Here is a 12,837-nt window from a genome sequence, read left to right as displayed (position 1 = left end):
GCGGTGAATACGATTTATATTTTCGGCCTTGGCGCCGGGGATGTGGAGCAGCTGACGGTCGGCGTGTATCGAAAGCTAAAAAAGGCGCATCCGCTTTTTTTGCGGACGAAGGAGCATCCGGCGGCCGAAGGGCTTCAAGAAGAGGGCATCGCGTTTACATCGTTTGATGATGTTTACGAAAAGCATGAGCAATTTGCTGATGTATATGAAGAAATTGCCGGCACTCTCATCGAGCAGGCAAAACACGGGGATGTGTTTTACGCTGTCCCTGGCCATCCGCTTGTCGCCGAACGGACGGTGCAGCTGTTGTTGGAAGCGGAGCAACGCGGCGATTGCCGGGTGGTCATCGAGGGCGGGCAAAGCTTTTTAGATGCGTTGTTTACAGCGGTGCGCATTGATCCAATCGAGGGGTTCCAGCTGTTGGATGCGACCGCTTTCCAAGGGGACGAATGGTCGCCATCGCTGCATGCTGTCTTTTGCCAAGTGTACGACCCGTTCGTCGCTTCGAATGTGAAACTGTCGCTGATGGAACAGCTTCCGGACGACTATCCGGTCTATATTGTGACCGCGGCCGGGACGAAGAGCGAACAAGTGAAGCAAGTGCCGCTCTATGAATTGGACCGTCAGGCGGCGCTTGACAATTTAACGAGCGTCTATGTGCCGCCGGTCAAGGATGAGCCGCTGCTATACCATCGGTTTGAAACGTTGCGCCGCGTCATCGCGACGTTGAGAGGGCCGCACGGCTGCCCGTGGGACCGGAAGCAGACGCATGCGTCGCTGAAGCGGTACTTGCTTGAAGAGGCGTATGAGTTGCTTGAAGCCATTGACGATGATGACGATGACCATATGGTCGAAGAGCTCGGTGACGTGCTGCTGCAAGTGATGCTCCATGCCCAGATCGGCGCTGACCGTGGGATGTTTTCGATTGATGACGTCATCCGGACATTGACTGCGAAGATGATTCGCCGCCATCCACACGTATTTGGCGATGCGACGGCTGAAACAGCTGAGCAAGTTACAGCGAACTGGGAAAAAATTAAGGAGAAGGAAAAAGGGACCGGCCGGCCAGCGTCGATTTTAGCGGATGTTCCAAAAAGCCTGCCGGGGACGATGCGGGCGTATGAGCTGCAGAAAAAAGCAGCAAACGTCGGCTTTGACTGGGACGATGCCGCTCCCATTTGGGAAAAGGTAGAGGAAGAAATGGCGGAGTTCCGGGCTGAAGCTTCGGGCGGCCGCCGCGCGGCGCTCGTCAGCGAGTTCGGCGACGTATTGTTTGCGCTTATCAACCTTGCCCGCTATTATGATATTCAGCCCGAAGAAGCATTGCAGATGGCGAACGACAAATTCGCCCGCCGCTTCGCCTACATTGAGGAGCAAGTGCGAAAAAGCGGCCGACCGATCACATCGTTCTCGCTCGCTGAGCTCGACCGCTTTTGGGAAGAAGCAAAAGAAAACGAACAGTAAGGGGGAAAGGGCATGCGCCTTGATAAATTTTTAAAAGTATCCCGCCTCATTAAACGCCGCACATTGGCAAAAGAAGTCGCCGACCAAGGCCGGGTGTGGATCAACGGCCACGTCGCGAAGGCAAGTTCAGATGTAAAAATCGGTGATGAACTGACGATTCAGTTCGGGCAAAAACGGGTAACGGTAAAAGTGACTAGCGTAAAAGAAACGGTGAAAAAAGAAGAGGCAGCCGAAATGTACGAGCTCGTTCGCGAGGAACGGACGGCCCCTGATCCGGATCAAGGCGGCGTTTAACGGATTTCCGAAAGACGTCTCCTGTCTCAGGGAGCGCGAAGGGCGAAGCCTAGTGAATAGGGGGAAGTGAATTTCGGCCGGCAATCGCCAATTGAATATCATTCGGTTCTTGTTCGAACGGGCGCCTTCGGAACGAAGGGAAGCGTCAAGGATTCCTGTGCAGGGCTGCCGTTCAGCGGAGCACGCACAAGGCGCTGGAAGCCCCCGCCTCTAAGTGAAGCGCAGGCGGTGGGGGTTCACTTTGTCCTTAAGGCTTGTTCTAAACGACCCCCCGCTGACATACATATGGTACAGACAGCGGATGAGAAACAACGGGCGGCCTAGCCGGCTTTCATTCTAAATCGGAAATGCGGGGGATGAACATGAACCGACATGAGGAATTTGGCGGAAACACGAACAAAGGCCCGGTCCAAGAACACGACGTGATCATGCGCGGCCGGCGCCTCCTTGACATTACCGGGGTCAAACAAGTGGAAAGCTTTGACAATGAGGAGTTTTTGCTTGAGACGGTCATGGGTTTTTTGGCGATCCGCGGGCAGAATTTGCAAATGAAAAACTTAGATGTCGACAAAGGCGTCGTTTCGATTAAAGGGCGCATTTTTGACCTCGTTTACTTAGACGATCATCAGGAGAAGGCTAAAGGATTCTTTAGCAAGTTGTTCAAATGACCATCACCACACAGTTCCTCACCATGCTCGCGATGATTGGCATGGGGGGCTGGCTCGGCATGGCGCTGGACACGTACAATCGGTTTCTCAACCGGCGTGAACGGGCGCACTGGCTCGTTTTCGTGAACGATGTACTGTTTTGGGCGGTGCAGGCGCTTCTCGTATTTTATGTGTTGCTGCTCGTCAACAATGGCGAGCTTCGCTTTTATCTGTTTTTGGCGCTGTTGTGCGGCTATGCCGCCTATCAAAGCCTGCTCCGTTCGTTGTACGTTCGGGTGCTGGAATGGCTCATTCAGCTGGCGGTCAGAACCGGAAACATCATCGCCCAGCTGTTCCGTTACATCGTGATCCGCCCGCTCGTTCTTCTCGGGCAAATGGCGCTTGCGCTTCTTTTGTTTGCCTGGCGGCTTGTGATATGGATGGGACGATTTTTGTTGCTTGCGGTTTGGAAAGCCGTTGTTCTTCTGTTTGCCCCGTTTCGTTGGACGGGCATCGCCGTTTGGCGGCGGATTCCGCCGTCCCGCCGGGCCTGGGTGGAAAAATTTTTTCGCCGTTTGAAGGGATTTGCTGGACAAATCAAGAATACACAAGAGAAAATAGGCATGTGGCTGGCGAAATGGCGAAAGTAAAAGAGGTGCAAAGGCAATGAACATGCCCAGGAGAACAAACGTGACGAAGCTGGCATCGACGTATGCGGCCGAGCAGGAGGAGAAACAGCGGAGGGCGTCGCGAAGACGGCGAATTTTGGCCATCCGTTTTGCCTTTTGGTCGTTGCTGTTGGCCGTGGTCGCCTCCGTCCTTGTCTATGCTTTGCACCTGCAGGCAAAGACGGTTGATGCGAAAAGGGCGGAAAAAGAAAGGTTGACCAAACAGCTTGCGGAACTGAAACGCCAGGAAAAGCAGATGAAAGAGGAAATGAAAAGGCTGCATGATGATGACTACATCGCTGAGCTGGCGCGAAAAAAATATTATTTGTCAAAGGATGGGGAAATTATTTTTGTGTTGCCCGAAAAGTAACAAATCCCTCCAATGCCCGTTCAATACGGGCATTCGTCATATTGACACTTATTTTTTTTATTCGCTATAATGAAATCAACACCATCTTTAAAGCGTTTTAAGGAGGAGCACTTTTTTTATGTCGATTGAAGTAGGCAGCAAGTTACAAGGCAAAGTCACAGGCATTACGAAATTCGGGGCGTTTGTGGAGCTGCCGGAAGGTGTGACAGGACTCGTTCATATCAGCGAGGTAGCCGATAGCTACGTCAAAGATATCAACGACCATTTGAAAGTCGGCGACACGGTGTATGTCAAAGTCATTAACGTCGGCCAAGACGGAAAGATCGGCTTGTCCATTCGCAAAGCAAAGGATACGCCTTCTTCGCAGCGGCCGCGCCGGGCGCACGACCGCTCTGCGGCTGACAGCTTAGAGCAAAAAATCAGCCGTTTCCTGAAAGAGAGTGAAGACCGATTGGCGTCGTTGCGCCGCCATACCGAATCGAAGCGGGGAGGTCGTGGATCGAGACGCGGGTAACTTGCTGCTGAATGAATGCCGGAAAGATGACGAATAGGGGGACAACAAAGCATCCATGGTCATGGATGCTTCTTTGTTGGGTTTGGCGAAAGAAAGGATGTATTTTCCTGAACGATACATATTGACAATCGGTATGGGCTCCAGTATTATATTAAATGTTGCCACACGGCGGTGTAGCTCAGCTGGCTAGAGCGTACGGTTCATACCCGTGAGGTCGGGGGTTCGATCCCCTCCACCGCCACCAAAATTCAATATGGCCCGTTGGTCAAGTGGTTAAGACACCGCCCTTTCACGGCGGTAACACGGGTTCGAATCCCGTACGGGTCATCATCATTGACGAACGAGCATGCGCCATGAAGCGACATGCTCGTTTTTCGTTTTTGTCTGCTTCTGTCGGAACAAAAACGTTGCCTGCACATTGTCGGGAAAAACGTCGAACGATTTTTTATTTTTCTCCGTTGTTTTGACAAATTTTTGGCAATTTCAAATATATAATAGGGGGTAATAGAAAAGCAAAGGAGAGGATCGGGAATGGAAAGAGTAGAAAGAGGGACGGTGCGCCGTATTTCGGAAGTGCCGATTCATGACACGCAAGCGACCGTATCGCGTTGGATACGCCATGTGAAGCTGCGCCTTGGCCACTTGTTCGTCCATCAAGGATTTTTGCTTCTTCTTGTCGGCTTTTTGCTTGGACGAGCACTCATTTTGGCGAAGCTGACCCCGTTTGCGCTGCCGTTTTTCGTTTCCGTCTATATGTTGCGCCGTGACAAGGCGGCCTTTGCTTTGATTGCCCTAATGGCCGGCGCATTGACACTGTCGTTCGATGTTTTGCTGTTTGTCGGCGTTTCCATTTTCGGCTTTCTCTTTATTTACGGATGGGTGCGCAGGGTGATCAGCGAATCGTTAAAAATCGTCCCGTTCGTCGTCTTTGCGGTCTCATTGGCAGCGAAATGGCTGATCTCCTACTACTGGGTCGGGGAGCGGACGGTTTACGGGACGGCCATGGCGGTTGTCGAAGCCGGGCTTTCGCTTGTGCTTACACTGATTTTTATGCAAAGCATCCCTTTGCTGACGGTCCGGAAACACAAACATGCCTTGCGGGCTGAGGAAATCATTTCATTGATTATTTTGCTTGCCTCGATGTTGACAGGGATGATCGGTTGGTCGGCGTATGGCTTGTCGCTTGAGCATGTGATGTCGCGTTATCTCGTGCTGCTGTTCGCATTTGTCGCCGGGGCGGCGACCGGTTCGACTGTCGGAGTGGTCACCGGCCTCATTTTGAGCTTAGCGAACGTCGGCAACTTGTTGGAAATGAGCTTGCTTGCCTTCGCCGGGCTGCTCGGTGGGCTGCTTAAAGAAGGGCGAAAGCTTGGGGTCGCGTTCGGGCTTATCGTCGCGACGTTGTTAATGGGTTTATACGGGAATGGAAAGGCGGAGCTTGTGCCGACGTTGCTTGAATCAGGCATCGCCATTGTGCTGTTTTTGTTCACGGCCCACTCCTTGACAGAGAAAATCGCCAAATACATTCCGGGTACGGCCGAATATATCAATGAGCAGCAACAATACGTCCGCAAAATTCGCGACGTGACCGCCCAGCACGTTTCACAGTTTTCGAACGTCTTCCAAGCATTGGCGGAAAGTTTTTCACCCGAACCATTGTCAGATGACAGTGAACATCAGGAGCGCGAAGAAGACTACTTTCTTGGCGATATTACGGGGCAAACGTGCCAAACGTGTTTCAAAAAGGCCCAGTGCTGGGTGACAAACTTTAGTACAACCTATGCGTATATGAAGCGAATGATGCATGAAGCCGAAGAAAAAACATTGGCGCACAACCATCAGCTGCTGCGCGAATGGGAGCGCCATTGCGTAAAAGCAGGCAAAGTCGTTGACGCGATGGAAAAGGAGATGGTCATTTATCAGGCGAATCGCAAACTCAAACAGCAAATTTATGAAAGCCGAAAACTCGTCGCCGAGCAGTTGCTGGGCATTTCCCAGGTGATGGACGATTTCGCCAAAGAAATGCAAAAGGAACAGGAAAACCATTATTTGCAGGAAGAGCAAATTTACCACGCTTTGCAAGAGTTTGGCATTGAAATCGGCCACGTCGATATTTACAGTTTGGAAAAGGGAAATATCGATATTGAAATGAGCATTCCGTATTGCGATGGGCGCGGCGAGTGCGAAAAACTGATCGCGCCGATGCTGTCGGACATTTTAGGGGAAACAATTGTTGTCAAGCGTGAAGAGTGCGCTGCTTACCCGAACGGCTACTGCCGTGTTGCCTTTGGTTCAACCAAAGCGTTTGTCGTGGAAACGGGAGTCGCGTTTGCGGCTAAAGGGGGCGAGCTCATTTCCGGCGACAGCTATGCGACGATTGAGCTTGGCACCGGCAAATATGCGGTTGCCGTCAGCGACGGCATGGGCAACGGCGAACGGGCGCACTACGAAAGCCGCGAGACGCTGCGCCTGCTGCAAAAAATTTTGCAGACAGGGATGGACGAATCGATTGCCATTAAATCGATCAATTCGATCCTGGCGCTGCGGACGACAGAGGACATGTATGCGACGCTCGATTTGGCCATCATCGACTTGCAAAACGCCGCGACAAAGTTTTTGAAAATCGGGTCGATGCCGAGTTTCATCAAGCGGGGCAACAAAGTGATCAAGGTAGAGGCGAGCAACTTGCCGATGGGGATCCTTAAAGAGGTCGAATTTGATGTCGTCAGCGAACAGTTAAAATCGGGTGACTTGCTCATCATGATGAGCGATGGGGTGTTTGAAGGGCCGATGAACGTAGAGAACCATGATGTATGGATGAAGCGAAAAATTCAAGAGTTAAAAACGAACGACCCGCAGGAAGTCGCTGATTTGATCATAGAAGAAGTGATCCGCCAATGCGGCGGGGAAATTGAAGACGATATGACGGTCGTTGTCGCGAAAGTGCGGCACAACACGCCAAAATGGGCGACGATTCCTGCGTATATGTATATGAAAAAGGCGCAGTAATGCGCGTATAAAAATGTTCCCTGGCGGCGATGATGGTAATACTTATTCGCCAAGGAGGGGAACGAACATGCGGAAAGGAACGTTGCGGCAAATTTTGTTGATTACGGACGGCTGCTCAAACCATGGCGAGGACCCGGCTGCGATGGCGGCATTGGCTCGCGAACAAGGCATTACAGTGAACGTAATCGGCGTGTTGGATCAAGACACGATTGACGAAAACGGACGGCGGGAAATTGAAGCGATCGCTGCCGCCGGCGGCGGCATGAGCCAAATCGTGTACGCGAAACAGCTGTCGCAGACGGTGCAAATGGTGACGCGCCAGGCGATGACGCAGACGCTGCAAGGGCTCGTCAATCGCGAGTTGAAACAAATCTTTGGTTCTGACGTTTCGCTTGAGGACTTGCCGCCGGACAAGCGCGGCCAAGTGATGGAAGTCGTCGATGAACTTGGGGAAACGGCCGCACTTGATGTGCTCATCTTAATCGATACGAGCGGAAGCATGAAGACGAAACTGCCGATGGTCAAAGAGGCGCTCCTTGACTTGTCGCTCAGTTTAAACGCGCGCATGGGCGAAAATCGCTTTTCTGTGTTTATTTTCCCGGGCAAACGGAATTACGCTGAGAAAATGATGGATTGGACGCCGAAAATTGAAGAGCTGTCCACCATCTTTCCAAAGCTTTCATCAGGCGGGCTGACGCCGACCGGACCGGCGTTGCGTGAAGCGATGGCCTATTTCGGCCGCAATCGGTCGCTAAGGAGTTGGATTCATGATGGCGATGAGCCATACATCGAAGGATCGTCTTGGTAATCTTCCGCCCGGCACGGTCATCACTGGCAAATGGCACGGCCATTCGTACCGGTTGCTGCGTCGGCTCGGCAGCGGGGCGAACGGCGTCGTCTATCTGGCGGAGAGCGGCCGCCGCCGCGTTGCGCTGAAACTGAGCGACGACTATGCGTCGCTAGCCTCGGAAATGAATATATTGCGCCGTTTTGCCAAGGTCCAGGGAGCCGCCCTCGGGCCTTCTTTGCTGGAAGCCGATGATTGGCAAAGCCCGTTTGCCCGGAGGGTGGTTCCGTTTTATGCCATGGAGTACATTGAAGGGGAGCAGTTCTCCGCTTTCGTCCGCCGGCGCGGAAAAGAATGGGCGCCGGTGCTGCTTATGCAGCTTTTGTCTGTGCTCGGACGGCTTCATGAAGAAGGATGGGTATTCGGTGATTTGAAGCCGGACAATTTGATCGTCACCGGGCCGCCGCCGTCCGTCCGACTGTTGGATGTCGGGGGGACGACGATGCAGGGGCGGGCGATCAAAGAGTTTACCGAGCTGTATGACCGCGGCTATTGGGGGCTCGGGTCGCGCAAAGCAGAGCCGTCGTACGATTTGTTTGCGGCGGCGATGGTGATGATTGCCGCCTGTTATCCGGGGCCGCTCGAGAAAAAAGGGAACGGGAGGGCGCAACTTTTGTCCATCATTGAAACGGATCGTTTTTTAGCCCAATATAAAGAAGTTTTGCAAAATGCGCTTGACGGCCGGTATGCGAAGGCCGAGGACATGCGCCGCGACTTATTGGCTGCCTCTTCCCGCCGCGTGGCGGCACACTATGAGGTCAAGACAGCAGCGGCCGCACCGAACCGCCGGTCGGGGCGGCGGGCCGCCAAGCGCCGCAAAACGGGCAGGGTTGCCGAAACGGTGCTGATCGCTGTTTTGCTGCTTGGCGCGTACGGTTTTTATATATACTGGCATCTGTCGATGTAACCTAGTAAAATAAAGAAACGGAAGTTTTGAGAAAATGGGGCGGTCGTGTTACGATGAAGCTAAAAGAGGGGAAAGAGGGTTTCGGCGATGATGGATAAAGTGCGCGCCTTTATTGACAGGCACGGACTGCTTTCAAAAGGGGCGACAGTCATTGTCGGCGTTTCCGGGGGCCCCGACTCGCTTGCTCTGCTGCACGTGTTTCTTTCGCTTCGCGATGAGTGGAAGCTTCGCCTTGTAGCGGCCCATGTCGACCATATGTTTCGCGGGCGGGAATCGGAAGAGGAGATGGAGTTTGTGAAACATTTTTGCGCCGAACACCGTATTTTATGTGAGACGGCGCAAATCGACGTTCCTGCTTTCCAGCGCCGCACGGGCCTTGGCGCCCAAGAGGCGGCGCGCAACTGTCGATACCGCTTTTTTGCCGAACTGGTGAAAAAACATCAAGCCCAGTATGTCGCTGTCGGCCATCACGGCGATGACCAAGTCGAGACGATTTTAATGCGGCTTGTGCGCGGCAGCACAGGAAAAGGATATGCCGGTATCCCCGTCAAGCGGCCGTTTCACGGCGGGTATCTCATCCGCCCGTTTTTAGCCGTCAGCCGGGCGGACATCGAGGAGTATTGCGAAAAGGCAGGGCTCGCCCCGCGCCGCGACCCAAGTAACGAAAAAGACGACTACACGCGCAACCGGTTCCGCCGCTATATTATTCCGTTGCTGAAACAGGAAAATCCGCGCTTGCATGAGCGATTTCAACAATATAGTGAAATGATGGCGGAAGATGAGAAGTTCTTGGAGGAATTAGCAATCGACGCGCTGAATAAAGTAATGGAAAAACAATATAATGAAGTTGTGTTGCATCTCCGCCCGTTTCTCGCATTGCCTCGGCCGTTGCAGCGTCGGGTGTTGCAGCTTTTGCTGCTTCGCCTTTACGACGCCGTTCCGGCGGCGTTGACTTTTGTACATATCGGTCATATACTGATGCTTTGCGAACGCGCCCGCCCTTCCGGACAAATTGATTTGCCAAAAGGGCTCAAAGCGATCCGCTCGTATGACCGCTGTTTGTTTACGTTTGGCGTCCAAAGCGGCGCTCCAAGCTATCAGCTTGACTTGCCGGTTCCAGCGCTATTGCCCCTCCCAACCGGTGGTGCAATCGTGAGTGAATTTAGGGAACACTATCCGAAGGGACGGCTGGGAAACGATTCGTTTGTGGTTGACCCCGATGCGGTGTCCCTTCCGCTTCGCGTGCGGACGCGCCGCGAGGGCGACCGGATGGTGCTGAAAGGGACGGGAGGCACGAAAAAAATTAAAGAGATTTTCATTGAAGCCAAAGTTCCGCGGACGGAAAGGGATGGCTGGCCGATCGTCGAAGATGCCGACGGCCGCATTCTCTGGGTGCCAGGGCTGAAAAAATCGGCTTTTGAAGCCGAAGACCGCGGGCAAGCCCGTTATATCCTGCTCCATTATGAGGCGATGAACAGCTAGGAGGAAAAAAGATGGGAATGAAAGACGATATTCAAAAAGTGTTGATCACTGAGGAGGAAATTCAGGCGAAAGTCAAAGAACTCGGCGGCTTGTTGACGAAAGAGTATGAGGGGCGTTTTCCGCTCGCCGTCGGCGTCCTCAAAGGGGCGATGCCGTTTATGGCCGATTTGCTCAAACATATCGATACATACTTGGAAATGGATTTTATGGATGTGTCAAGCTACGGCAATGCGACTGTTTCATCCGGTGAAGTGAAAATTGTCAAAGACTTAAATACATCGGTTGAGGGCCGCGACATTTTGATCATTGAAGACATTATCGACAGCGGATTGACGCTCAGTTATTTGGTGGATTTGTTCCGCTACCGGAAAGCGAATTCGATTAAAATCGTCACCCTCCTTGACAAGCCGTCGGGCCGGAAGGCGGATATTCAGGCTGATTACACTGGATTTACCGTCCCCGACGAATTCGTTGTCGGCTATGGCCTCGATTATGCTGAAAAATACCGCAACCTCCCGTTTATCGGCGTCTTAAAGCCAGAAGTGTACCAAAAGTGAAGCGATTGTCGTGCACCGGCCGAATTGTTTGTATTTAAGCAAATTTCTATGCTAGTATTGAGTATAGTGTGTTTCATATGGGAGGAGGCAAGAAATGAACCGGATTTTCCGCAACACCATCTTTTATTTGCTGATTTTCCTCGTCGTGATCGGCGTCGTCAGCTTTTTTAACGGCACGAACCAGCGAACTGAGCCGATGACGTACGATGCGTTTATCACTCATCTGGAAAACGGGGACGTTGAGTCGTTTTCCATTAAGCCGGAGCGCGGCGTATATGAAATCAAAGGCCAGTTGAAAACATATAGCGAAGGGCAGTACTTTTCCACCTACGTCATGAACAGTGACAAAGTGCTTGACCGCATCGATGCGGCGGCGGCGCGGACGCGGGTGGAAGTTGTGCCTGCGGATGAAACGAGCGGATGGGTGACGTTTTTCACTTCCATCATCCCATTTGTTATTATTTTTATTTTGTTCTTCTTCCTTTTGAACCAGGCACAGGGCGGCGGCAGCCGGGTGATGAATTTCGGCAAAAGCCGGGCGCGGCTGTATACGGATGACAAGCGGAAGGTCCGTTTTCGCGATGTGGCTGGAGCGGACGAGGAAAAAGAAGAGCTCGTGGAAATTGTTGAGTTTTTGAAAGATCCGCGCAAATTCGCCGAACTCGGCGCCCGCATTCCAAAAGGGGTGTTGCTTGTCGGGCCGCCGGGGACCGGGAAAACGTTGTTGGCGCGCGCGGTTGCCGGGGAAGCGGGCGTGCCGTTTTTCTCGATCAGCGGGTCGGATTTCGTAGAAATGTTCGTTGGGGTTGGCGCTTCGCGCGTGCGCGACTTGTTTGAAACAGCGAAAAAGAACGCACCGTGCATCATTTTCATCGACGAGATTGACGCCGTCGGCCGCCAGCGCGGCGCCGGCCTTGGCGGCGGCCACGATGAGAGGGAGCAGACGCTCAACCAGCTGCTTGTGGAAATGGACGGTTTTAACGGCAATGAAGGCATCATTATTATTGCGGCAACAAACCGGCCGGACATTTTAGACCCGGCGCTGTTGCGCCCGGGCCGCTTCGACCGGCAGATTACCGTCGACCGGCCGGATGTGAAAGGGCGCGAAGCGGTGTTGCGCGTGCATGCCCGCAACAAGCCGCTCGATGAGTCGGTTGATTTGAAGGCGATCGCCATGCGCACGCCGGGATTTTCCGGCGCCGATTTGGAAAACTTGTTGAACGAAGCGGCGCTCGTTGCAGCGCGCCGCAACAAAAAGAAAATCGACATGAGCGACATCGACGAGGCGACCGACCGCGTCATTGCCGGACCGGCGAAAAAAAGCCGCGTCATTTCGGAAAAAGAGCGGCGGATCGTCGCGTTTCACGAAGCTGGGCATACGGTCATCGGCATGGTGCTTGCCGACGCGGAAATGGTGCATAAAGTGACGATCGTTCCGCGCGGCCAAGCCGGAGGCTATGCGGTCATGCTGCCGAAAGAAGACCGGTACTTTATGACGAAAGCCGAATTAATGGATAAAATCACCGGCCTGCTCGGCGGGCGCGTCGCCGAGGAAATCGTGTTCAACGAAGTGAGCACGGGGGCCCACAACGATTTTCAGCGGGCGACAAACATCGCGCGCCGGATGGTGACGGAGTTCGGCATGAGCGAAAAGCTTGGTCCGCTGCAATTCGGCCAACCGAGCGGGCAAGTGTTTTTAGGACGCGACTTGCATAATGAGCAAAATTACAGCGATAAAATTGCTTACGAAATTGACTTGGAAATCCAGCGCATCATTAAAGAGTGCTACGAAAAGGCGAAGCAGATTTTAACGCAGCACCGTGACAAACTGGATCTAATCGCCACAACGCTGTTGGAAGTCGAAACGCTTGATGCGGAACAAATTAAACATTTATTTGAGCACGGCACGCTGCCGCCCGACCGCAAAGGCCGCGATGAAGCAGGCAAGGGCGACATCGACGTGAAAATCAATATTCAAAAGAAAGAGGAGTAATCGATGTCTCTATTCAGAGGCATCTTTTTTTTAGCCGCGGCCCCGTAGGTTGGCGCTGTTTTTTCCGCGGGAAAATCAAGTATGA

General features: G+C 52.9%; 12 protein-coding genes and 2 tRNA genes. All 14 read left to right on the top strand.

Going from position 1 to position 12,837, the window contains the following annotated elements; translation table 11 throughout:
* Positions 1-3 precede the first annotated feature (3 nt).
* The 14 genes from mazG (at position 4) to ftsH (ending at position 12,752) form a co-directional block, all read left to right on the top strand.
* Positions 4-1,464 (top strand): nucleoside triphosphate pyrophosphohydrolase, encoded by a 1,461-nt coding sequence (gene mazG, locus AP057_RS11145; protein WP_033008979.1) that lies wholly within the window; start codon positions 4-6, stop codon positions 1,462-1,464.
* A gap of 12 nt (positions 1,465-1,476) precedes the next feature.
* Complete coding sequence (locus AP057_RS11140; protein ID WP_033008978.1) at positions 1,477-1,758, top strand: RNA-binding S4 domain-containing protein; 282 nt, start codon at positions 1,477-1,479, stop codon at positions 1,756-1,758.
* Between the two features lie 362 nt (positions 1,759-2,120).
* On the top strand, positions 2,121-2,426 hold the full coding sequence (gene yabP, locus AP057_RS11135) for a sporulation protein YabP (RefSeq protein WP_033008977.1): 306 nt from the start codon (positions 2,121-2,123) through the stop codon (positions 2,424-2,426).
* Positions 2,423-3,055: a spore cortex biosynthesis protein YabQ gene (gene yabQ, locus AP057_RS11130; protein WP_049624443.1), complete on the top strand. Its 633-nt coding sequence runs from the start codon at positions 2,423-2,425 to the stop codon at positions 3,053-3,055. The genes yabP and yabQ overlap by 4 nt, the downstream gene beginning before the upstream one ends.
* A 16-nt stretch (positions 3,056-3,071) precedes the next feature.
* Positions 3,072-3,443, top strand: coding sequence for a septum formation initiator family protein (locus tag AP057_RS11125; RefSeq protein WP_033014193.1), 372 nt, complete (start codon positions 3,072-3,074; stop codon positions 3,441-3,443).
* A gap of 118 nt (positions 3,444-3,561) precedes the next feature.
* A complete protein-coding gene (locus AP057_RS11120) occupies positions 3,562-3,957 on the top strand; it encodes a S1 domain-containing RNA-binding protein (RefSeq protein WP_055358740.1) in 396 nt (131 codons plus the stop codon).
* A gap of 167 nt (positions 3,958-4,124) precedes the next feature.
* Positions 4,125-4,201: transfer RNA gene (locus AP057_RS11115), tRNA-Met, on the top strand.
* Positions 4,202-4,212: 11 nt separating this feature from the next.
* A tRNA-Glu gene (locus tag AP057_RS11110) sits at positions 4,213-4,284 on the top strand.
* Positions 4,285-4,488: 204 nt separating this feature from the next.
* Entirely contained in the window at positions 4,489-6,966 is a 2,478-nt protein-coding gene (spoIIE, locus tag AP057_RS11105) for a stage II sporulation protein E (RefSeq protein WP_055358739.1), read from the top strand.
* A gap of 13 nt (positions 6,967-6,979) precedes the next feature.
* A complete protein-coding gene (locus tag AP057_RS11100; protein ID WP_080706498.1) occupies positions 6,980-7,774 on the top strand; it encodes a VWA domain-containing protein in 795 nt (264 codons plus the stop codon).
* Positions 7,737-8,720, top strand: coding sequence for a phosphotransferase (locus AP057_RS11095; protein WP_033014215.1), 984 nt, complete (start codon positions 7,737-7,739; stop codon positions 8,718-8,720). Before AP057_RS11100 ends, AP057_RS11095 begins: the two co-directional genes overlap by 38 nt.
* 87 nt (positions 8,721-8,807) lie before the next feature.
* A complete protein-coding gene (tilS, locus tag AP057_RS11090; protein ID WP_055358738.1) occupies positions 8,808-10,202 on the top strand; it encodes a tRNA lysidine(34) synthetase TilS in 1,395 nt (464 codons plus the stop codon).
* Between the two features lie 11 nt (positions 10,203-10,213).
* Positions 10,214-10,759 (top strand): hypoxanthine phosphoribosyltransferase, encoded by a 546-nt coding sequence (gene hpt, locus AP057_RS11085; protein WP_012820458.1) that lies wholly within the window; start codon positions 10,214-10,216, stop codon positions 10,757-10,759.
* Positions 10,760-10,853: 94 nt separating this feature from the next.
* Positions 10,854-12,752 carry an ATP-dependent zinc metalloprotease FtsH gene (gene ftsH, locus AP057_RS11080; RefSeq protein ID WP_033014189.1) on the top strand — a complete coding sequence of 633 codons (1,899 nt, stop codon included), beginning with the start codon at positions 10,854-10,856 and terminating at the stop codon, positions 12,750-12,752.
* The last annotated feature ends 85 nt before the right edge of the window (positions 12,753-12,837 follow it).

The organism is Geobacillus sp. Sah69 (assembly GCF_001414205.1).
Lineage (GTDB): Bacteria > Bacillota > Bacilli > Bacillales > Anoxybacillaceae > Geobacillus > Geobacillus stearothermophilus.
The sequence above is the reverse complement of the archived record's forward strand: the minus strand, read 5'-3'. Positions and strand labels throughout refer to the sequence as shown.

What these genes read in the sequence shown, in the direction of transcription:
- yabQ (WP_049624443.1), top strand. Translation starts at nt 2,423, where the DNA reads ATGACCATCACCACACAGTTCCTCACCATGCTCGCGATGATTGGCATG.
- AP057_RS11100 (WP_080706498.1), top strand. Translation starts at nt 6,980, where the DNA reads ATGTTCCCTGGCGGCGATGATGGTAATACTTATTCGCCAAGGAGGGGA.
- yabP (WP_033008977.1), top strand. Translation starts at nt 2,121, where the DNA reads ATGAACCGACATGAGGAATTTGGCGGAAACACGAACAAAGGCCCGGTC.
- spoIIE (WP_055358739.1), top strand. Translation starts at nt 4,489, where the DNA reads ATGGAAAGAGTAGAAAGAGGGACGGTGCGCCGTATTTCGGAAGTGCCG.
- AP057_RS11125 (WP_033014193.1), top strand. Translation starts at nt 3,072, where the DNA reads ATGAACATGCCCAGGAGAACAAACGTGACGAAGCTGGCATCGACGTAT.
- tilS (WP_055358738.1), top strand. Translation starts at nt 8,808, where the DNA reads ATGATGGATAAAGTGCGCGCCTTTATTGACAGGCACGGACTGCTTTCA.
- AP057_RS11095 (WP_033014215.1), top strand. Translation starts at nt 7,737, where the DNA reads ATGGCGATGAGCCATACATCGAAGGATCGTCTTGGTAATCTTCCGCCC.
- AP057_RS11140 (WP_033008978.1), top strand. Translation starts at nt 1,477, where the DNA reads ATGCGCCTTGATAAATTTTTAAAAGTATCCCGCCTCATTAAACGCCGC.
- AP057_RS11120 (WP_055358740.1), top strand. Translation starts at nt 3,562, where the DNA reads ATGTCGATTGAAGTAGGCAGCAAGTTACAAGGCAAAGTCACAGGCATT.
- ftsH (WP_033014189.1), top strand. Translation starts at nt 10,854, where the DNA reads ATGAACCGGATTTTCCGCAACACCATCTTTTATTTGCTGATTTTCCTC.
- hpt (WP_012820458.1), top strand. Translation starts at nt 10,214, where the DNA reads ATGGGAATGAAAGACGATATTCAAAAAGTGTTGATCACTGAGGAGGAA.